Below are 21,016 nucleotides of genomic sequence, written 5' to 3' on the forward strand. Positions count from 1 at the left end.
CATTTTCTCACAAGAGCGAACACACACTGCAAGAAAACGTTCAGAAAAGTCTGCTCGTTCACGTACCATGTAGGCATTGGGTACGGACCCGGCAGATGCCTGAAATGACACTGCACAAGCCCGTAACCGAAGTAAATAAACAATCGCACTAAAGTGCAGGAGTACACATGACGAATCCTGTTATCGGCACCCCTTGGGCGAAGCTGGAGACCCCAATCGCCGAGGAGACCCTCGAGGCCGTCGACAAGTATTGGCGGGCGGCCAACTATCTTTCCATCGGACAGATTTATCTTCGCAGCAACCCCCTGATGAAGGAGCCCTTCACTCGGGAGGATGTCAAGCATCGTCTGGTCGGCCACTGGGGCACCACCCCCGGCTTGAACTTCCTGCTGGGTCATATCAACCGTCTGATCGCCGACCATCAGCAGAACACTGTTATCATCATGGGCCCCGGCCATGGCGGCCCTGCCGGTACCTCGCAGTCCTACCTGGATGGCACCTACAGCGAGTACTACCCCAAGATCACCAACGATGAGGCTGGCCTGCAGAAGTTCTTCCGCCAGTTCTCCTACCCGGGCGGCATCCCCTCCCACTTCGCGCCTGAGACCCCCGGGTCCATTCACGAGGGCGGCGAACTGGGTTACGCCCTCTCCCACGCCTACGGCGCCATTATGAACAACCCCAGCCTCTTCGTGCCCTGCATCGTGGGCGACGGCGAAGCCGAGACCGGCCCTCTGGCCACCGGCTGGCAGTCCAACAAGCTGGTCAACCCCCGCACCGACGGCATCGTCCTGCCCATCCTGCACCTGAACGGCTACAAGATTGCCAACCCGACCATCCTTTCGCGCATCTCCGACGAGGAGCTGCATGAGTACTTCCATGGCATGGGCTACGAACCCTTCGAGTTCGTCGCAGGGTTCGACGATGAGGACCACCTGTCCATCCACCGTCGCTTCGCCGACATGCTGGAGACCGTCTTCGACAAGATCTGCGACATCAAGGCCCGGGCCGAAACCGACGACATGACGCGTCCCTTCTACCCCATGATTATCTTCCGCACCCCCAAGGGCTGGACCTGCCCCAAGTTCATCGACGGCAAGAAGACCGAGGGATCCTGGCGGGCCCACCAGGTGCCGCTGACCTCCGCCCGCGACACCGAGGCCCACTTCCAGATCCTCAAGAACTGGCTGGCCTCCTACAAGCCCGAGGAGCTCTTCGACGAGAAGGGCACCCTGCGTCCCGAGGTCACCAGCTTCATGCCCAAGGGCGACCTGCGCATCGGCGAGAACCCCAACGCCAACGGTGGCCGGCTGCTCAAACCGCTGGAGCTGCCTGACATCCACGACTACGAGATCGACATCAAGAAGCACGGCCATGGTTGGGGCGCCACCGAGGCCACCCGCGTCCTGGGATACTACACCCGCGACGTACTGGCCAAGAACCCCACCGACTTCCGCATTTTCGGGCCTGACGAGACGGCCTCCAACCGTCTGGCAGCCGCCTATGAGGTGACCAACAAGCAGTGGGATGCCGACTACCTGTCGGAGCTGACCGACGAGCATATGGCTCATACCGGCCAGGTCATCGAGCAGCTCTCCGAGCACCAGATGGAAGGCTTCCTGGAGGGCTATCTGCTGACCGGACGCCACGGCATCTGGAGCTCCTACGAGTCCTTCGTGCACGTCATCGACTCCATGATCAACCAGCACGCCAAGTGGCTGGAGGCCACCGTCCGCGAGATTCCGTGGCGCAAGCCCATCGCCGGACTGAACCTCCTGGTCACCTCGCACGTCTGGCGTCAGGACCACAACGGGTTCTCCCACCAGGATCCCGGCTTCGTCGACATCCTGCTGAACAAGAACTTCAACAACGATCACGTGGTCAACATCTACTTCCCCGCCGATGCCAACATGCTGCTAAACGTGGGCGAACGTTGCTACAAGTCGACCAACTGCATCAACGCCATCTTCGCCGGCAAGCAGCCCGCCGCCACCTACCAGAGCGTGGACGAGGCCGCCGCCGAGCTGGAAAAGGGTGCCGCCCGCTGGGATTGGGCCTCCAATGCCAAGGATGCCGAGGATGCTGATGTGGTCATCGCCACTGCAGGTGACATCCCCACCCAAGAGGCCCTGGCTGCCGACGACATGCTGCAGAAGCTGGGCGTGAAGGTCCAGTTCGTCAACGTGGTTGATCTGCTGAAAATCCAGGACGCCGAAGAGAATGATCAGGCCCTGTCCGACGAGGAGTTCACCGAGCTCTTCAGCAAGGACAAGCCGGTCTTGTTCGCCTTCCACGCCTACCCCGGCTCCATCTACCGCCTGATTCACGGACGTCCCAACCACGACAACTTCTCCGTGCACGGCTACGAGGAGCAGGGCTCCACCACCACGCCGTTCGACATGGTGCGCGTCAACAACATGGATCGCTGGTGCTTGGCCGCCTCCGCCCTGAAGCTGGTGGACGCCGGCAAGTATGCCGACCAGATCGACAAGTGGACCAAGTTCCGCGACGAGGCCTTCCAGTTCGCCGTGGACAAGGGCTACGACCACCCCGATTACACCGATTGGGTCTGGCCCGATGCCAACCGCGCCGGCCAGGAGACCATCTCCGCCACCGCCGCGACCGCCGGAGACAACGAGTGATACGCTGATCCGACCCTGAAACCGCCCGTCATGCGCAGCCCGCATGGCGGGCGGTTTCTGTATACTGGACAAGGTTGCGAACAAAGCAGTCATCAAGGCAACCACATCCGGACAGGAGAAGACACAGTGAGTCTTGCAAGCATCACCATCATCAGCCCAGAAGCCGCAAACGGCCGCAATGTCGTGGCCTACGGCCTGACCAAGGCCTTAAGTGCCAAAGCCAAAACGGCCGTATTCAGGCCAATCGCCTGCAGGAAGCACCCATTGACCCCGGAACTGGTTGCAGCCAGTTCATTCCCCGGCACGGATCCGGAGATCTGCCGTGGCAAGTGCCCTGGGCACGCCACTGAGGACACCATGCAGACCCGGGCTGATGTCCTCAACGCTTATGACGGTCTGGTGGAGGCCACCCATCCAGAGCGCGTCCTGATCGTGGGCAGCGATGCCTCAAAACTCTTCGACCCCGGCCTGTTTGCTCTGAATGCACAGATCGCGGCCGACCTGAGGTCCCCGGTCATGCTGGCCGTCTGCACCATCGGCAGGGAACCCGGCCAGGTCATGAAGACCGTGGCTGCCTGCCGTCGGACCATCGAGGCCCAGGGGGCTGTGCTTGCCGGAGTCTTCATCACCGGATGCCAGCCTGAACAGAAGGCGCCTCTTGCTCAGGCCTTCCAGAAGTATGATCTGCCGACCTGGACCGTCTCCAAGATGGACTTCGACACGGATCCGTCCGCCGATCAGGCCCGCCAGGCCACCAGCCAGACATTCCAGCAGGAGGTGGACGTCGACCAGGTGCTGAAGGCCGCCGACGCCGCCAGCCCCAAGGCCACCACGCCTGTAGCCTTCCAGAACGATCTGTTGGCCAAGGCCAAGGCCAACAGGAAGACCATCGTCCTGCCGGAAGGAGGCGAGGACCGCATCATCAAGGCGGCCGACTACCTGCTGGCCCGCAACATCGTCGACCTGATCATAGTGGGCGATAAGGATTCCATCCTGGCGCGCGGCAAGGAGCTTGGCCTCAACAACCTGGAGAAGGCATCCTTCCAGACCATGGACGACGAGCAGGTGCTGGCTCCCATGGTCGATCGTCTCTGCCAACTACGCGCCAAGAAGGGCATGACCCCAGAGCAGGCGCGCGAGCAGTTAGCCGATCCTTCCTACTTCGGCACCATGCTGGTGGTGCTGGGCAAGGCCGACGGCCTGGTGTCCGGCTCCATCAACTCCACAGCCAACACGGTCCGCCCAGCCCTACAGGTGATCAAGACCAAGCCGGGCGCTTCGCTGGTCTCGGGAGCCTTCCTCATGTGTTTCCCAGACCATGTGGCGGTCTTTGCCGACTGCGCCATCAACCTCAACCCATCGTCCGAGCAACTGGCCGACATCGCCATCCAGTCGGCCCAAACCGCTCGCTCCTTTGGCGTTGACCCGCGCGTGGGCATGCTCTCCTACTCCACGCTGGGCTCAGGTAAGGGCCCGGATGTCGACCTGGTTGAAGAGGCCACCCGCCTGGCCAAGGATAAGGCACCGGACCTGCCCATCGTGGGCCCCATCCAGTTCGACGCGGCCTGGTCTCCCACTGTGGCAGCCACCAAGGCCAAGGGTGATCCGGTTGCCGGAAAGGTCAACGTCTTCGTCTTCCCCAGCCTGAGCGCAGGCAACATCGGCTACAAGGCCGTTCAGCGAACCTCGGGCGCCCTGGCCATCGGACCGGTCCTACAGGGTCTGAATAAGCCGGTAAACGACCTTTCACGCGGCGCCTTGGTTGCCGACATCATCAACACTGTAGCCCTGACCGCCGTCGAGGCCCAGGACTGATCGCCGTCCCTGTAACGTCTCTATAAACCTCTGGGGCTGCCACTGGATCCTACCTCCAAAACGGATCCAGAAGCAGCCCCAAAATCATGTCAGCCCGGCAATATACCGCTCCTTGTAAGGGCCGACGAGTAATCTTGAAGACTGATTGAAGAGCGCAGGCTCTATACAAGCACATCAGGAGGATGCCCCAATGGCGAAAACCGTCCTAGTCATCAATTCGGGTTCAAGCTCGATCAAGTACCAGCTGGTCGATCTGGAGACCAGCCAGAGCCTGGCCTCGGGTCTGGTCGAGAAGATCGGCGAGCCCACCGACGGCCATTACAAGCACGAGGTCAACGGCGAAAAGCACGAGCTTGAGGAGCCCATCCACGATCATGAGGTCGGGCTCAAGCGTGTCCTGGGTTTCTTCAAGGAGTATGGTCCTGATTTGGACAAGGCCGGCATCATCGCCGTTGGCCACCGTGTCGTCCAGGGTGGAGCCATCTTCCCCAAGCCTGCACTCCTGACTAAGAAGACCCTGAGTCAGGTTAAGGATCTGGCTGTGCTGGCCCCTCTGCACAATGGACCAGAGGCAGAGGGCGCCGAAGTCATGAGCCGGCTGATGCCCCAGACTCCGCAGGTCTTCGTCTTCGACTCCTCCTTCTTCTTCGAACTGCCCAAGAAGGCCTCCACTTACGCTCTCAACAAGGACATTGCCAAGCAGTACCACATCCGTCGTTACGGCGCCCACGGCACCAGCCACCAGTATGTGGGCCAGCTGGTTCCCGGTCTGCTGGGCAAGCCTGCAGAAGGTCTGCGGCAGATCGTCCTACACATCGGCAACGGTGCTTCCGCTTCAGCGCAGGTCTCCGGGCATCCCGTCGAGACCTCCATGGGTCTGACCCCACTGGAGGGCCTAGTCATGGGCGGCCGCACCGGCGACATTGACCCTGCCGTTGTTTTCCACCTGATTCGCAACGCCCACATGAGCGTGGATGAGCTGGACACCCTCTTCAACAAGCGTTCCGGCATGACCGGCCTGACCGGCCATGGCGATATGCGTGAGGTTCACAAGCTGATCGCCGAGGGCGACGAGGACGCCAAGCTGGCCCTGGACATCTACATCCACCGCATTGTCGGCTACATCGGCAACTACACGGCCCAGATGGGCGGCCTGGACGCCATCACCTTCACGGCCGGCGTAGGCGAAAACGACGAGATTGTGCGTCGCCGTGTCATCGAGCAGTTGGAACCCTTCGGCGTGAAGCTGGACCAAGAGAAGAACGACCAGCGCTCCAAGGAGGCCCGGATTATCTCCACCCCCGACAGCACAGTCGCCGTCTGCGTCATCCCCACCAACGAGGAACTTTCCATCGCCCGCCAAGCCGAGGTCGTCGCCAGCCAGGGCGATGCCTACGGTAACAAGTTCCAGGCCTGACCACTGACTTTATTTATCCTCTCAATCTAACTAATGGTTGAAGGATAGATGATTGTGATTGAGTCTTGGTTCTAAGAACTTGGTCTTAAGAACGAAGAAGGTCGGTAACCACAGCAATGTATGTGGTCACCGACCTTCTTGATATGTCAATCCCCCAGGGCCGCCAAGGCCTCCTCGTGCAAAAGACCGTTGCTGGCTAGACCATTGCCACCCCAAGGACCCGGGTTGCCTGCCAAGTCAGTGAAGCTGCCCCCTGCCTCGGTCACGATGGGAACCAGCGCACCCATGTCATAGAGGTCAAGCTCCGGCTCGGCCGCCAGGTCTATTGCCCCCTGAGCCAAGAGCATGTATTGCCAGAAGTCGCCGAAACCCCGCAGGCGCCAGATCCGATCGGTCAAGTCAAGAAGCCGCTCCCGACGTCCTATGGCTTTCCACCCAGTTAGCGACGATATGGACATGGAGGCGTCTTCCATCCGGTTCACATTTGATACGTGGATGGCCTTGGGGGCTTCGCCCTGACGCGCCATGTGGGCTCCCTGACCCCGTGCAGCGTACCAGCGGGTGCCCAGCATGGGGGCCGATACCGCGCCGACCACCATCTGATGGTCTACCTCCAAGCCAATCAGAGTCGCCCAAACGGGGACTCCGCGCACATAGTTCTTGGTCCCGTCAATCGGATCGATGATCCACCGTCTGCCGTTGGACTCCTGCTTTCCCAACTCCTCGGCATAGATGGTATCGTTGGGCCTTGCTCGGGCCAAAACGCGACGAATCACCGCCTCCGCCTCTTTGTCGGCCTGGGTGACTGGGGTATTGTCCTCCTTACGTTCCACCTTAAGATCTGGCGACTTGAAGTAGCCCACGGTGACCTGATCTGCCTGATCGGCCATGGCGATGGCCAGATCCAGATCCTCCTGCCAGGTCTGCCTTTCATCCTCGATGCTCATAACACGGCTCCTTTCGCTTGAATCGCTCTGGTTTAGCCTTGACCCTCGCCCGCCAGCATTCGCTTCCACATACCCGGGAAGTCAGGCATGGTCTTGGCCGTGGTACCGATGTTGCGCACCCGGATGCCAGGTATCTTAAGACCAATCATGGCGGCGAAAGTAGCCATGCGATGGTCGGCATAGGTCTCCATGACGGCCCCATGCATACGCTGAATCGGCACAGGCTCAATTGCCAGGCCATCATCCAGTTCGCGGGCTCGACCTCCTATTCTGGTGATTTCCGTGGCCAGCGCCTTCAGCCGGTTGGTCTCATGACCACGCAGGTGGCCGATGCCGTGCAGGCAACTGGGCCCGTCTGCAAAAACCAGGATGGCTGCAATAGAGGGCACGATCTCCCCTGCGGGAGACAGATCGAAGTCGCCGAGTCCGTGTAGGGCTTCCCCGCCGGTCACTCTGCAGGTGGCGCTACCCTGTCCGTCGGGAACCATGTCTACCTTCGCGCCCATGGTCTCCAAATACTTGGGCAGCAAGCCGCCTGGCTGCGTGGTATCGTCTGGCCAGTTGGGCACACTGACTTGTCCGTCACCTATCAGGGCCGCTCCCAGGAAGGGAGCCGCATTCGACAGATCGGGCTCCACCTGGACCTGATCAGGCAGCTGCGTCCCAGCAAATCCCCTGCCTTCAACGCTCCACCTGCAGCGGTCGGGATTGGCCTGGACCTGAACCCCGGCCTGACGCAAATCCTCAACGGTCATGGCGATGTGTGGAAGGCTGGGAAGATGCTGTCCAGAGTGGACGATGGTCATGGTGCCATCAGCCCTGGCAGCCAGCAAAAGGAGACCGGAAATGAACTGCGAGGATGCCGAGGAGTCTATGGTCACATCTCTGCCAACCAGGTGAGCCGGTGGCGTGAGCACAAAGGGCAGGAAGCCCTCCTGGCCCAGGTAATCTATCTTGGCTCCCAACTGGGTCAGGCCGTCCAACAGGGGCTTCATAGGTCGCCGATAGGCCTGCTGGTCCCCGTCGAAGTGTGTGGGGCCATCAGCCAGCATGGCCAGGCCCGGCACGAAGCGCATAACGGTTCCAGCCAGTCCGCATTCTACCCGGGCGCCGCCACGGAAACGTCCGCCTGCCGGTGGAACAACTGTCACTTCTGTGGGACTGTTCGGGTCAACCCGACAGCTCACGCCAAGGGTCTCCAGAGCCTGAATCATCAGGTCCGTATCACGTGACCTGAGTAGACCAGTTAACCTGACAGGGCGACTTCCCAGGGCCGCCAGAATCAGATACCTGTTCGAAAGGGACTTGCTCCCCGGTATGGTCACCGTTGCATCCAAGGGACCACCCGCCTGCGGCGCCGCCCATGTCTCTTCCACTGTCATGGTCACCATGGTAACCGCAGGCGCAGAGCTGTTTCCGCTCCCTGCTCACCCCTACAGGTCCAGTGGAGACCCGACCCTGTGCTATATTGATACATTGTGCCCATACGGTGATACTGATGGGCGCCGGGCTATAGCGCAGCTTGGTAGCGCGCCTGCTTTGGGTGCAGGATGTCGCCGGTTCAAATCCGGCTAGCCCGACTTTTGCTTTTGTCCCATGTCGGGAGTCGGATCCTTGGCATTCATGCCCAGCAATCCTGTAACGAGAATCGTCAGAGCCAGAAGGCCCGTCAGACTCGCATAAATCGACATGGTGATGGCGATGCCGACCAGATTTCCCAGCGTTAGAAAAATCATCTGCCCCAGAGGCGCCCCTATCATCATGACAGTCTGTACCACTCCCATAGTTGCAGCCAGGTGGTCCTCGTCCACTGTGCTGATGAGCATGGTCATGAACCGAGGGTTGATCTTGCCCAAAAGATAGTTCATAACCAGGAGCGGGAGGAACAGCAGGGCAGGAATGTGCAGCCATACCAGGTTGATCCCTACCATGGCGGCTGCAGCCATGACTCCGGTCAGCAGGTGGGCCATGGGCAGCCGCCGGAGTGGATCTGCGGCAAGAAGTGCGCCAAGGATCAGTCCAAGCGAGGAGATGCCGTTGACTACGGCTATGGTTGTGCCGTAGCTTCCCCACCAGACCTCGGACATGGAAATCAGCCCCAGATTGAGCAAGGGTTGCAGAGCCGTCCCCAGAAGGTTGACCAGACAGCCGAAGCCCACCATCAGGACCAGGAATGTAGAGCTGCGAAACTCCCCCAAGGCCATACGGAGGCTGGAGGACAGGCCCACATGCTTGCCCATAGATGAATCATTGCCTGTGACTTCCGCCCTGGCGAATGCCTTATAGCCAATGGCCACCAGAATTCCCGCCAGCAGAAAGGTGGCAGCATTGATCAGCGCGAATACAGCGAATCTGTTGCCCAGGATAGCGATCAACACCGCACCTCCGCCTGCACTGATGACAGCCGCCACATTGGATGCAGCGGAGGTGATTGAGGTCGCCTGATGGAGCTGGCCTGGCTGGACCAGGTGTTTGAGGACCGGCATCCACAGACTGCCCGCATATCCCTCCAGCATGGAAGATGCCATGTCCATGGCTACCAGCAGCAGAAAGACGGGCAAACTCTTGGACCTGCCGATTGTTATGGCCATAGCCAGGTAAATACACACCTGAATCAGCTTGATCACCACTTGCATCCGTGTCTTGTGCGCGGTCCTGTCGGCCAAGTATCCGGTCAGGATGGCCGTCAGCGTTGGCGCCACCCAGGCCATTGAAGCTATGGAGACGGCCAGTCCGGCAAAGGGCATGGTCTGGGCATAGACGATGAAGACGATGTTGAAGAGCTCGCCCCCGACCGTATTAAACAGACTGGCCAGAACCATGGTCACGAAAGGCTTGTTCTTCAGAAGTTCCTGCATGGTCGGCAGCCGTTCAGGGCAGTTCGATCTTCATGAGAGTCCGGTGAAGCAACCACCAGGCCGGCAGGGAGGTCAGAAAGATGATAAGAAGTACCAGCGCAGACAGTAGTGGGGAAAGGGAGAGCAGGTTGCCCACCAAAGCGTCCAGCAGGAGCAGGACCCCAAACATGATTGGCAGCGAGCGCTTCCAGAAGCCCAAGGAAAGGGCGATGCCGACCAGCCCTGCCAGTCCCGCGAGACTGGTGACCAGCATGAAGAGAACCTGTCCGAACAGACTGCCTGGCGAACCCTTTTCGAGTGAACCCACAAGACGGTCGACCAGCAGCAAGACGGTCAGGGTAACGGCCGTTCCCGCCAGATAGGACAGGGCCGTGAAGAAGCCGACGAACACCAGTTTGGCAAGCAGGATTCGTTCCCGCGAGATGGGGCACGACAGGGTGAGTGTCAGATTCCTCCCTGTATAGGGTTCGATGAAGACCAGGTTGCAGAGGGCAGCGGCCACCAAAGAGAAACCTACCAGAAGGATGACCATGGCCATCTGCAACACGAAAGCCAGACTGGACAGCCGAGGATCAGACCGCCCGCTCGTGTGGCCAATGGCCAGGAACATGCCTCCCAGGGCCAAGGATGCGGCCACCACTGCCAGTCCTCCGAAAATGCAGGGCCATAGTCTCGTCTTTTTCAGCTCCAATTGCAGCAGCGTCTTCATATCAGCCCTCCATAGCATTGATCAGGGTCTGTTCGGCGGCCTCTTGGCCCTTATTGAGGAGCTCCGAGACGCTGGCCCGCAGACTTACCCTGCCGTCCACCACCACCATCACGCGGTCGGCAGTGTGCAGCACCTCGGAGAGGATGTGGCTGGAAAAGAGGACCGCGCTGCCTTGGGCAGCCAGACTTCGCAGGCTGTTTCGCAGCTGTCCGATGGCCACAGGATCCAATCCGTTGAGCGGCTCGTCCAGTAGGTAAAGGTCAGGATGATGGCCCATGCATCTTGCCAGGGCCAGCCTTTGCCTCATGCCCATGGAATATCTGCCAACAGGCGTGGTTGAATCGGCAGTCAATCCGACGTTCTCCAAGAGTTGGCTGATTCCGGCGAGATCAACGGCTCTATGCTCCCCGCTTGCCAACGCATGGTAGGACTGGTCGATCACCAGGTTCTGCCTGGCACTGAGCGACTCATAAAATACGGGCTCATTGATGGACACCCCCATCCTTGCCAAACTGCCCGGGTAGCCTTCGCTGAGAGGTTTCTCCAGAAAACGGACCCGTCCGCCGGCAGGTCTCTGCATTCCAGTCAGAATCTTCAACAGCGTGGACTTGCCAGCCCCGTTGGCTCCCAACAGGCCCAGAATCTCGCCCTGCTCCAATGACAGGTCCAGCCCAGCCAGCACCTCCCTGCCTTCAAACACTTGGACGATACCGTCCGCCTCCAGAATTTTCATGAAACTCCTTTCAAAAATACCAATGGTATGTTTGGCGGAAACAAAACCATTCACCCGTTGAGTACCCGAATCTTGCTAATCGCCAGAGCCATCTAGGCCCTAAGAGATCTCTCGGCTCATAGAGGCCTCGTGATCCTGATCCCGGTCGGATTTCTCCTGAGTGGACCCCCCACCAGTGGCAGTCAATGGATTGCTCTTCAGATGCGCATGCAAGTGCACGGCTGCGCGAATGACCCGATCATCTATGACCGGTGCCCCGATCCCCTTGAGCATATCGGCCAACAGAGTAAACTTGGAAACCACTTGTTCCCGAGTCATGGTCGAGAACCGGATCCCTATCCACATGTTGAGCAGGATATAGAGTACCTGGGCCAGATCCTCGGGATTGCAGGGGGCAATGGAGCCGTCTTCCACGCCTTCTCGAACGTAGGGGGTGATCACGTCCACAATCCTGTCCATGGATTTCAAGTACATCTCCCCGACCATACGGGGGCTCTTCAACAGGGTTCTGGCTGAAAAGGTCACGTCGAGACGCGAGTAAGCCGACAGGGAGGCAATCAGCTCGTTGCGCAGTTTGTCAAGGCCAGTTTTTCCGGGCCATTCCCCCAGCCAGTCCCCCTGGGATGAGGACGAAGCCATGCGCTCGGTGACCGCATGGAAAATGGCCGTCTTGGAAGGAAAATGATAGTAGACAGCTCCCTTGGTCATGCCACCCAGACCATCGACAATGTCCTGAATGCTGGTTCCGTCGTAGCCCTTTTCCAGGAAGAGTCGCTGGGCTACATCAAGGATCTGATTGCGATGCCCTTCGGGATCCTTCGGCGTGCCCATGCGGTGCTCCCCTTCCTGTCAGTGCATCAATGCCTGACCATCCTGGTCTGACCATCTTGTCCGGCAAAATGCTATCATACCACTGGTATGTTCTGCTTGACCAAGCATGCACTTTATTCCTCGACATTAATCCTTCTGCAGACGACGAATGGCCTCGTGCTGAATGGCAACCACCGCCTTGGCATCGGCGACTCCTGCTGCGCAGAGCTCCTGCCAGGAGACCCAGGCCGACTGGATGTGCTCGCCCGGGTCGAAGTCGGTTGGCCCCTGATGCCAGCGACGCAAATGCAGGACCACGATATGTCCGAGCTCGTCGCTCATGCCCAGGGAGGAGTAGACATCGGGAGCGGCATCAATCCAGCCGTTGTCCGGATCCAGATGGCTTTCTGAGCCCGGAGCACCCTCGGGCCCGGGTACCAAACCGGTCTCCTCACGCAGCTCGCGCAGGACGGCCTTGACGGGGCTCTCGCCCGGGTCGATGAAGCCGGCTGGCAGGCCGAACACGTAGGCCTGGGCGCCCACCCGGTACTCTCGGGTCAGCAGATAGGCATCGGCAGTGCAGTCGTGCACCAGCATGACCACGCAGGGGGCGTGACGGATGAGCTGTCTGCCGATGATCTCCTTAGAACCGTCACGCCGGAACATGGCCACCTGCTGTTGGTCGATAACGAATATCGGGCCGCGGAAGACCTCCCTATCATCCATCAGCTCGGGTACACGGTCCATATCGATGCCCTTGGCCCCCTGGCCATCCCGGTCGGCCAGTCTGGCGGCCAATCGTGCCTGCAGATCCTGTGCTTCATCGCTCATGCAATCATTCCTCCTCAATCATCAACCCTCAGCCGTCAGCGCACCACCATGGTCCAAGGGTCGGTGACGATCGATGAGACCTCCACCTGTGGACGAACACCAGTAGCCATCTCCAGGGCCCGGGCAATGTCTCCCTTGGCGTAGCGGAACCAGAGACTTTCGATGGCCGAGTGCGGGGTGTTAATCAGCATGGGTCTGGGCTGATTGGGACGACCCGCTATCCGGGCCTCATAAAGGGCCTGCTGGTAGGCATCCGTGGCTGGATGATGGCGCAAATCGCTGGTGATGTAGACATCTGCCCCCGTGGACCGGACCAGGTCGAACTCGGAGTCCCCCGAGCCGGGCAGCAGGGCGACCGTGGAAACCATGGCCTCGGGCACACCGACCGCCTGAACACCCAGAGCCGTCCTGGGCAGGAGGCCCGCCACGGTATGGACCAAATCCTCAAATGGTGTGGGCTTAGGAAGCCGTCCCCAACGACCCAGGCCTACCTGGATCCCCTGATCAGCGTGCAAATCGCGTTTAGAGACCGACTGAGGAGCCAGTGGTCTCGCCTCCTGCAGGTCAAGAACATCGGCAGCGGCCTGGGCCACGCCACGGTAAGCAGCATCAGCGTTGGTATGCCCAACCCAGAGCCCACAACGGCCCTCAATCAGCCTGGTTATCATATCCCCGCGAAAATCCTGGCCGGAAACCTGATGGACCGACCTGAAGAAGAGCGGATGGTGGGTGATCAGCAGGTCGGCCTTGTGGTCAAGAGCCTCCTGAACCACATCGGGCCGAGGGTCTACGGCGCACCAAATCCGCCTGACCGGCCAGGACGGATCCCCCGCCACCAGACCAGGATAATCCCAGTCCTCTGCGTATTCCAAGGGGTAAAGCCCCTCCAGCAGATCCACAACCTGGCCCAGGGACACCGAAGGCCTCTGAACCTCATCTTGCCCATCAGACATAACGATCCCTCCTCGGATCCTGCTGGGCCCAGGCCACCTCATGTTAGTTCAGTGAGCGGCCAGCTCCCAATCCTGGCCAATGCCGGTGGACACATCCAGGGGCACGGCCAATTCAACGGCATGTTCCATGGAATCCTTGACCAGTTTGGTGGCCTTGTCGGTCTCTCCGGGAGCGATCTCCACCAGCAATTCATCGTGGATCTGCAGGGAGATTCGGCTCTTCAGCCCCTGATCGGACAAGGCACGGCTGGCCTTGATCATGGCGATTTTCATGATGTCGGCAGCTGACCCCTGGATGGGCGCGTTCAGAGCGGCCCTCTCGGCGGCTTCGCGGGTGGGACGGCGCTTGGAACGCAGCCCCGGGAAGTAGCGCCGACGACCGAACATGGTCTCGGTGTAACCCTTCTCACGGGCATCGGCCACCAGGGACTCCAAGTACTCATGGACCTTGCCGAAGGTGGCGAAGTACTTGGCGCGCAACACATCAGCCGCGGCCGGACTAATCTTGAGTTGCTGGGCTAGGCCATAGGTGCTCAGTCCATAGGCCAGACCATAGCTCATGGCCTTCACATGGGAGCGCTGGTCCCCGGTGACCTCCTCCATGGGGATGTCGTAGACCAGGCTGGCCACGTACCGGTGGAAGTCAGCGCCGGACTTGAAGGCATCGATCAAGGCCTGGTCTCCGGAAAGATGGGCCATGATCCGCAGCTCCACCTGGGAGTAGTCCGAGGAAAGTAGCGCCTCGTACCCGCTGCCAGGCACGAAGGCCGAACGAATCTCACGCCCACGGGCATCCCGGTTGGGAATGTTCTGCAAGTTGGGATCAACCGAGCTCAACCGGCCAGTGGCGGCCACGGTCTGCTCATAGGTGGTGTGCAGCCGTCCATCCCGGGGATTGACAGCCTCGCGCAGGGTTTGCACGATCTGCTTGAGCTTGTTGGTCTCCCTGTGCTTGAGGAGCGCGCCCAGGAAGTCGTTGGCCCGTTCGTTGTTGACCGACTTTATATACAAGTCCTGCAGGACCGAGACGTTGGTGGAATAGGAACCGGTCTTAGTCCTATGGGTGGGCACCAGGCCCATATCATCAAAGAGCACCTTGCTAAGCTGCTTGGGGCTCTGCAGGTTGACACGGCTGCCGGCCTTATCCCAAGCGATTTCCTGAGCCTGACGGGCCTCTGCAGCGAACCGGTCGTGCATCTCCTTCAGGCGGGCATCATCCACCTTGGCGCCCTCGGTCTCCATCTGCGCCAGGACTGCGGAGGTGGGCAGCTCTATAGTGCGGAGCAGCCCGTACTGATGACGCTCGTCGATAAGTTCCTGCAGGCGCTCGGAAACCATCATGACGTATTGCGCCTGACGAAGAATCCGAGTCCCCCGCCGACGCTCGTCCTCATCCTCTCGCCCGTCCAGGGCCAGGGCCCCCTGTGTGGCTTCAGGCTCCTCCTCTACGGGGATGGCCAGGAAGTGGGCTACGGCCTGTTCCAGATTGTCAGCGTGGAAATCAGGCTCAGCCAGATAGCCTGCCAGCTTGGTATCGAACAGGGGCAGGGGCATGTGCAGTCCCTGGCTCTCCAAGAAGTGCAGATGCTCCTTGTAACCATGGACCACGCAGGTGCCAATCCGCTGGTCAATCAGCTCCTGGATGGCCTCACGCATGGCTTCGTCAATGTCTTCCGCCATAAGGACCAGGCCGTGGCCATCCATGGAGAGAACAGCCAGTTCCTCCAGGCCGTAGTCGCCGTGCTTGGCCCAGCCGATGGCGTGAAGAACCCAGTGCTCTTTCATGGCTTCACTGCAGCGCATGGCATTCTGGTCGGAGTCTCCGATGTCTTTGATTTGGTCCAGGGCATCGGCCATGGCCTTGACATGGTCTGCCGAGCGCCGGCAAAGGGCCTTATCCGGCAGATGCTTCTCGCACCAGTCCCGCAGCTGGTCGGCGGACTCCGCCTTATCACGCTCGGGCTGCGTGAACTCCTCTTGCTTGTTGCTGACGTCCACCAGCGCTGAAGCTGGAGAGTAATCGTAATCGGCAACCGTGTTGAATCCGCGCAGGATCTTCTTGCGGGTCTGCGGGCCGAACTGCAGCTGCTCAAAGATGGGCAGAACCTGATCCGTATGGATGGTGCCGAAACGCAGATCCTCCACCTTCACGCCCAGATCCAGGTCGCGCACCAGGGCATTGACCTTCCGGTTGAGTCGCACCTGGTCGGCATTCTCCGCCAATGCCTGGCCCTTCTTGCCGCCGATTTCGTCAGCGTGTTCCAGAATGGAATCCAACGATCCGTACTTGTTGATCCACTTGGCAGCATAGCCGTCGCCCACACCCGGCACGCCAGGGATGTTGTCGGCCCCCTCGCCGCGCATGGCGGCCAGATCCGGATACTGCTCCGGGGTCACCTTGTAGCGATCCATGATGGCCTGGGGCGTCATGTGCTTGAGGTTCTTGAAGTGGTGGCCTGGGTAGAGCACGGTGATGTCGTCGTCCACTAGCTGAAAGGCATCCCTGTCCCCCGACAGAACCAGGGTCTTGAACCCGGCCTGCTCCCCCATGGTGGCCAGCGTGCCGATGATATCGTCGCCCTCGTAACCGGGCTTTTCGATATAGGTGATGCCCAGGCCCTTAAGCAGGTCCTGGATCAGAGGCAGCTGGCTCAGCAGTTCCTTGGGAGCGGCTTCACGGGTGCCCTTGTATTGGGGCAACATTGCGTTGCGGAAGGTGCCGCCCTTGACGTCAAAGGCCACGCCCATGTGAGTGGGCTTCTCCTTGGCCATTACATCCGCCAGCATGGTGGCAAAGCCCCATACCGCGTTGGTGGGTTGCCCCGTCGAGGTAGTGAAGCTCTCGACGGGAAGGGCATAGAAGGCCCGGAAGGCCAGCGAATGTCCATCGACGACCAGCAGGGTGCGGCCGTCCTTGTCCTGCTCCTTCGTCTGGTCTTCCATAAGAATGACTAACGATCGTTCTGATTGGCCACGTTGTTGATGACCACGTCGGCCACCTCCTGCATGGTCAGCCTGCGGTCCATGGATGTCTTCTGGATCCAGCGGAAGGCCTCAGACTCGGTCATGCCCATGCTCTCCATGAGCAGGCCCTTGGCCCTGTCCACCCGCTTCCGGGCTTCGAAACGGGCCTTCATGTCGGTGACCTCATCCTTCAGGGCGTTGATCTGATCGAAGCGTGAAATGGCCACCTCAAGGGCCGGCAGCAGCTTTTCCGGAGCGAAGGGCTTGACCACGTAGGCCATGGCCCCAGCATCAGCCGCCTTCTCGACCAGACTCTGCTGAGAAAACGCCGTCAGCATAACCACCGGGGCCAGATTCTCCTTGCCGATCTCAGTGGCGGCGGTAATGCCGTCGGTACCGGGCATCTTCACGTCCATAACAACTACATCGGGTCTCAGCTCACGAGTCAGATCAATGGCCTCCTGGCCGCTGGCTGCCTGGCCGACCACGTCATAGCCGGCATCCTCGAGAGCTTCGACGGTATCGAGCCTGATCAAAGCCTCATCTTCCGCCACAACCACGGTCCGCCCTTCGGGGGAATCGCTGCGGTTCTTACTCTCTGAAGCCACTTTCAACCTCGTTTCCTGAAAGTCCATCCTGGCTCCACCGAAAACCGATGAGTGACGGATGGGGTTCGCTTTATCGTGCCCCCGGTGAGACTCGAACTCACACTGCACGGATTTTGAGGCCGTTTCCTCTACCAATTGGGATACGGGGGCTTTTCGTTACCACAGAGAATCTACCATACTTTGGCGACGACGCAAGGTTATTCGTGTTGAATCTGCCTTAGAATGAAGACAGTTATGTATACAGGCACATCAGCAGTCGAAGGAGAGCATGATGACCACTCAGATCTATCGACGGTTCGATCCTTGGCGCACCTCCCCCGTCCAGGAAAAGGCCCGCAAGCAAATTATGGACAGCCATTACTTCAGCGTCGACAGGGTCACCTTTGAATCCAGTGACAATCAGACCTTCGATCGCAGCATCGTCAGTGAGAAGCATGGAGACACCATCGCCGTCCTAGCCATCACCGACGATGGAAGGATACCCCTGGTCGAGCAGTACCGTCTGCCCACCCATCGTTGGACCCTTGAGCTGCCGGCCGGCCATCCGCTCAACGACAAGGAGGCCCCCATCGATGTGGCTACCAGACGACTGCGCGAAGAGGCCGGATACAAGGCTGCCTCCTTCAACCAGTTCGCGAGGTTCATCAACACTCCAAGCTTCTCCACGCAACACACCACGCTCTTCTATGCCGAAGGCTTGACAGCGGTGCAACCTTCCAGCCTGGCACCAGAGACTCCCCACCAGAATGTGCGGCTCTTCACCGTGGACGAGGCCTATGACATGGTGATCGCAGGGACCATATTGGATGCTAAAACCACCATCGCCATCCTGCGAGCCAAAATCGGACTGTCCGACCTGCACTGAGGCTGTTCCTGCGACAATTGCCTGCTACCTAAACGCCTTAGCAACGAGCCGACTAGCACAGGAGCAATCACATAGCGAACCGGTGACCTCTCCCCCTACCTTGTTAGGCGGGGAAAGACCACCGGTTCTTTGCTGTGTCAGCATCGAATGACCCTAACGGTCCAGTTGCCTGGCTGACTCAGACGGCAGTCAGGCAACAGTCCGGAGATCAGTCGTTGGCGCCAACTGTGTGGACGTAGATGCAGTCGGTGTTTCCCGGCTCATACTCGCCTTGGGCGCTACTGAGCACCACCAGGCAGTCGCCGTCGGAGACCTTGCCCTGCTTCTTCAAAGTGGAGTCCACGAAGGCCATGAGGCCTGCACGGTTGAAGTCGTGGTAGTCCTGCTCACACATGAAGGCCTCGGTGCCCCAGCTCAGTGCCAGCCAATGATAAGTGTGCTCATCAGTGGTCAGGGCATAGATGGGGGCAGCCGGACGCTCGCGGGAGACGCGGTGCACGGTGTTGCCGGTCTGAGTGAAGGCCACGATGGCCTTGGCGTTGATCTTGTCAGCCAGGTCCACGGCAGCGGAAGAGACAGCACCCGAGTTGGACATGTCCAGGTTGTGCATATCCGGGATACGATCAAACCCGTGGGTGGTGGCGTACTCAGAGATCCGGGCCATTGTAGAGACCGTGGTGTCGGGGTAGTCGCCCACGGCGGTCTCGTTGGAGGTCATGGTGGCGTCGGCACCGTCAAGGACGGCATTGGCGCAGTCGGAGGCCTCGGCGCGGCTGGGGATGGGCGAATGAACCATGGATCCCAGAACCTCAGTAGCGACGATGACCGGCTTGGCGTACTGACGGGCCAGCTCGATGCAGCGCTTGGTCACCAGGGGAACCTGCTCGAACGGCATCTCCACAGCCATGTCGCCGCGGGCTACCATGATGCCGTCGAAGGCTTTGACGATCTCCTCCAGGTTCTCAACCGCCTGGGGCTTTTCGATCTTGGCCACGATGGGGATGCGGCGACCCTCCTCGTCCATGATCTCATGGGCGCGGTCGATGTCGGTGGCGAAGCGGACGAAAGACATGGCAATGATGTCGGCACCGGTGCGGATGCCCCAGCGCAAGTCCTCCTCGTCCTTGGGGGTCAATGCCGGTAGGCTCACGGCCACGCCGGGTAGGTTGATGCCCTTGTGGGAGGAGACCGGACCAGCCACGACCACCTTGGTGTGAACCTGGTTGCCCTCGACCTTGGTGACCTCCAGACGGACCTTGCCGTCATCAATCAGAATGGGATCGCCGGGATGGCAGTCACCGGGCAGACCCTTGAAGGTGGTGGAGGTCATGTGTTCGTCACCCTCGACATCATCGGTGGTGATGGTGAACTCCTGGCCCTCCTTGAGGAAGACCTTGTCTTCGCCCTGCTCGTTCTTCTTGAACCAGCCGCAACGAATCTTAGGACCCTGCAAATCGACCAGGGCCGCCACGTTGCGTCCAGTCTCCTTGCTGGCCTGACGCACGTTGTTATAAACCTTGAGGTGATCTTCGGGAGTGCCGTGGGACCGGTTGAGCCTGGCCACATCCATGCCGGCCCTGACCAGCTTGGTGATGTTCTCCAGCGACTCCGAAGCCGGCCCGATGGTATCGACGATCTTGGCTTTGCGCATATACTACCTGCCTGTTCTTTTTCTTACTTACCGTTCTATTGTACAGACTTAGCATGATGGGAACCAGTATTTCCCGTTAGCGCTAACAACCCTAGTGGCTCAGGGGATTGTTAATTACCTTACTCCCTGTGCAGCTGATTCAAAGGACTGATGGCGACTCTTGAGCACTGACGCCAGTGCGGATATACCGATGGCCAGGACGATGACCAGCAGGGACACCCAGGTCGGTATCTCCGGCACGGCAGTCAAGGACCGCCCGCCGTTGATGAAAGGCAGGGTGTTGCCGTGCAGAGCCTCCATGATCAGCTTTACTCCGATGAAGGCCAGAACCACAGCCAGCCCAAGGGGCAGATACTCCAGCTTGTCGAGCAGGGATCCAAGCAGGAAGTAAAGCTGCTGAAGGCCCAGCAGGGCGAAGACATTGGAGGTGAAAACGATGAAGGGATCCTTGGTCAGTCCGAAGATGGCCGGAATGGAGTCGAAGGCGAACATAACATCTGTAGTGCCAATGGCCAGGAAAACCACCAGCATGGGCGTGAAGTAGCGCTTGCCCTCAAAGGTGGTCCGCAGATGCTCACCGTCATAGTGGCTGGTGATGGGGATGACCCGGCGCAGGATCCTGATCAGCCCGTTCTCGTGGTACTCCTCCTGCTTGCCGCGGCTGGAGACCATGTTCCAGGCGGTATAGAGCAGAAAGAAGCCGAAGATGAAGAATACCCAAGTGAAGCGGGTAATTAGTGCCGTTCCGGCCAGGATGAAGACGCCGCGCAGCAGTAGGGCGATAGTAATGCCGATGCTGAGCACATAGCGCTGAAGACGCAAGGGCACGGCAAAATTGCTCATGATGATGACGAAGACGAAGAGGTTGTCGATGCTGAGCGAGTACTCGGTCAGCCAGCCCGAGTAGAACTCGATGGCCGGCTTGGACCCAGCCACCTTCCAGATCAGCGCACCAAAAATCAAGGCCATAACCACGAAGAAGGCAATGTGCCGCACGCACTCGCCGGTGGAAGGCACGTGTGGTCGCCGTCCGATCACCAGAAGATCGACCACGAAGAAGAGGGCCAGCACAACCAGGCTCACAACCATGAACGGCAGAGGTGTCTCGGACATATCACCTGACTCTAGTGGCAAGATATGACGTGCTCATCTTCCCGGCCCGCCCATCAGAACATCCTTGCAAGCGGTGTTCCGCAGGATCGGGCCTATGATT

At 59.7% G+C, this 21,016-nt stretch carries 16 protein-coding genes and 2 tRNA genes; 5 read left to right on the plus strand and 13 right to left on the minus strand.

Annotated elements, in window-relative coordinates:
- Positions 1-167 precede the first annotated feature (167 nt).
- The 3 genes from ACVWNW_RS00570 to ACVWNW_RS00580 all read left to right on the plus strand — a co-directional run bounded on the left by ACVWNW_RS00570 (position 168) and on the right by ACVWNW_RS00580 (position 5,874).
- A complete protein-coding gene (locus ACVWNW_RS00570; protein ID WP_046323000.1) occupies positions 168-2,642 on the plus strand; it encodes a phosphoketolase in 2,475 nt (824 codons plus the stop codon).
- A gap of 126 nt (positions 2,643-2,768) precedes the next feature.
- Positions 2,769-4,457 carry a phosphate acetyltransferase gene (gene pta, locus ACVWNW_RS00575; RefSeq protein ID WP_454482424.1) on the plus strand — a complete coding sequence of 563 codons (1,689 nt, stop codon included), beginning with the start codon at positions 2,769-2,771 and terminating at the stop codon, positions 4,455-4,457.
- A 190-nt stretch (positions 4,458-4,647) separates the two neighbouring features.
- Positions 4,648-5,874: an acetate/propionate family kinase gene (locus ACVWNW_RS00580; RefSeq protein WP_046323002.1), complete on the plus strand. Its 1,227-nt coding sequence runs from the start codon at positions 4,648-4,650 to the stop codon at positions 5,872-5,874.
- Between the two features lie 146 nt (positions 5,875-6,020).
- Here ACVWNW_RS00580 and hisN read toward each other — a convergent pair whose 3' ends face one another.
- Together hisN and aroA are read right to left on the minus strand one after the other, a co-directional pair.
- Positions 6,021-6,821 carry a histidinol-phosphatase gene (gene hisN / locus ACVWNW_RS00585; RefSeq protein WP_454482427.1) on the minus strand — a complete coding sequence of 267 codons (801 nt, stop codon included), beginning with the start codon at positions 6,819-6,821 and terminating at the stop codon, positions 6,021-6,023.
- 32 nt (positions 6,822-6,853) lie between these two features.
- Positions 6,854-8,209: a 3-phosphoshikimate 1-carboxyvinyltransferase gene (gene aroA, locus ACVWNW_RS00590; protein ID WP_454483463.1), complete on the minus strand. Its 1,356-nt coding sequence runs from the start codon at positions 8,207-8,209 to the stop codon at positions 6,854-6,856.
- 118 nt (positions 8,210-8,327) lie between these two features.
- On the opposite strand from aroA, the gene ACVWNW_RS00595 reads away from it, so the two are divergent.
- A tRNA-Pro gene (locus ACVWNW_RS00595) sits at positions 8,328-8,401 on the plus strand.
- Here ACVWNW_RS00595 and ACVWNW_RS00600 read toward each other — a convergent pair.
- The 9 genes from ACVWNW_RS00600 to ACVWNW_RS00640 form a co-directional block, all read right to left on the minus strand.
- On the minus strand, positions 8,393-9,679 hold the full coding sequence (locus tag ACVWNW_RS00600; RefSeq protein ID WP_454482429.1) for an MFS transporter: 1,287 nt from the start codon (positions 9,677-9,679) through the stop codon (positions 8,393-8,395). The genes ACVWNW_RS00595 and ACVWNW_RS00600 overlap by 9 nt on opposite strands.
- A gap of 13 nt (positions 9,680-9,692) precedes the next feature.
- Entirely contained in the window at positions 9,693-10,388 is a 696-nt protein-coding gene (locus tag ACVWNW_RS00605; protein WP_454482431.1) for an ABC transporter permease, read from the minus strand.
- 1 nt (position 10,389) lies between these two features.
- Positions 10,390-11,121, minus strand: a complete 732-nt coding sequence (locus ACVWNW_RS00610) for an ABC transporter ATP-binding protein (protein ID WP_454482433.1) — start codon at positions 11,119-11,121, stop codon at positions 10,390-10,392.
- A 99-nt stretch (positions 11,122-11,220) separates the two neighbouring features.
- A complete protein-coding gene (locus tag ACVWNW_RS00615; RefSeq protein ID WP_144177198.1) occupies positions 11,221-11,952 on the minus strand; it encodes a TetR/AcrR family transcriptional regulator in 732 nt (243 codons plus the stop codon).
- Between the two features lie 126 nt (positions 11,953-12,078).
- The gene (locus tag ACVWNW_RS00620; protein WP_454482435.1) at positions 12,079-12,762 is read right to left on the minus strand and encodes an NUDIX hydrolase; all 684 of its coding nucleotides are present in this window, start codon (positions 12,760-12,762) and stop codon (positions 12,079-12,081) included.
- Between the two features lie 35 nt (positions 12,763-12,797).
- Complete coding sequence (locus tag ACVWNW_RS00625; protein WP_454482437.1) at positions 12,798-13,715, minus strand: Nif3-like dinuclear metal center hexameric protein; 918 nt, start codon at positions 13,713-13,715, stop codon at positions 12,798-12,800.
- 48 nt (positions 13,716-13,763) lie between these two features.
- On the minus strand, positions 13,764-16,658 hold the full coding sequence (gene polA, locus ACVWNW_RS00630; protein ID WP_454482439.1) for a DNA polymerase I: 2,895 nt from the start codon (positions 16,656-16,658) through the stop codon (positions 13,764-13,766).
- Positions 16,659-16,666: 8 nt separating this feature from the next.
- Entirely contained in the window at positions 16,667-17,314 is a 648-nt protein-coding gene (locus ACVWNW_RS00635) for an ANTAR domain-containing response regulator (protein WP_015021953.1), read from the minus strand.
- Positions 17,315-17,363: 49 nt separating this feature from the next.
- Positions 17,364-17,437 (minus strand) — tRNA-Leu (locus ACVWNW_RS00640).
- Positions 17,438-17,558: 121 nt separating this feature from the next.
- Between ACVWNW_RS00640 and ACVWNW_RS00645 the strand changes: the two genes are divergently transcribed.
- Complete coding sequence (locus tag ACVWNW_RS00645; protein WP_046323781.1) at positions 17,559-18,152, plus strand: NUDIX domain-containing protein; 594 nt, start codon at positions 17,559-17,561, stop codon at positions 18,150-18,152.
- A gap of 208 nt (positions 18,153-18,360) precedes the next feature.
- Here ACVWNW_RS00645 and pyk read toward each other — a convergent pair whose 3' ends face one another.
- Positions 18,361-19,803, minus strand: a complete 1,443-nt coding sequence (gene pyk / locus ACVWNW_RS00650; RefSeq protein ID WP_046323011.1) for a pyruvate kinase — start codon at positions 19,801-19,803, stop codon at positions 18,361-18,363.
- A gap of 114 nt (positions 19,804-19,917) precedes the next feature.
- The gene (locus ACVWNW_RS00655; protein ID WP_046323012.1) at positions 19,918-20,916 is read right to left on the minus strand and encodes a TerC family protein; all 999 of its coding nucleotides are present in this window, start codon (positions 20,914-20,916) and stop codon (positions 19,918-19,920) included.
- Between the last annotated feature and the right edge of the window lie 100 nt (positions 20,917-21,016).

Source organism: Bifidobacterium sp. JNUCC 75 (assembly GCF_054819865.1).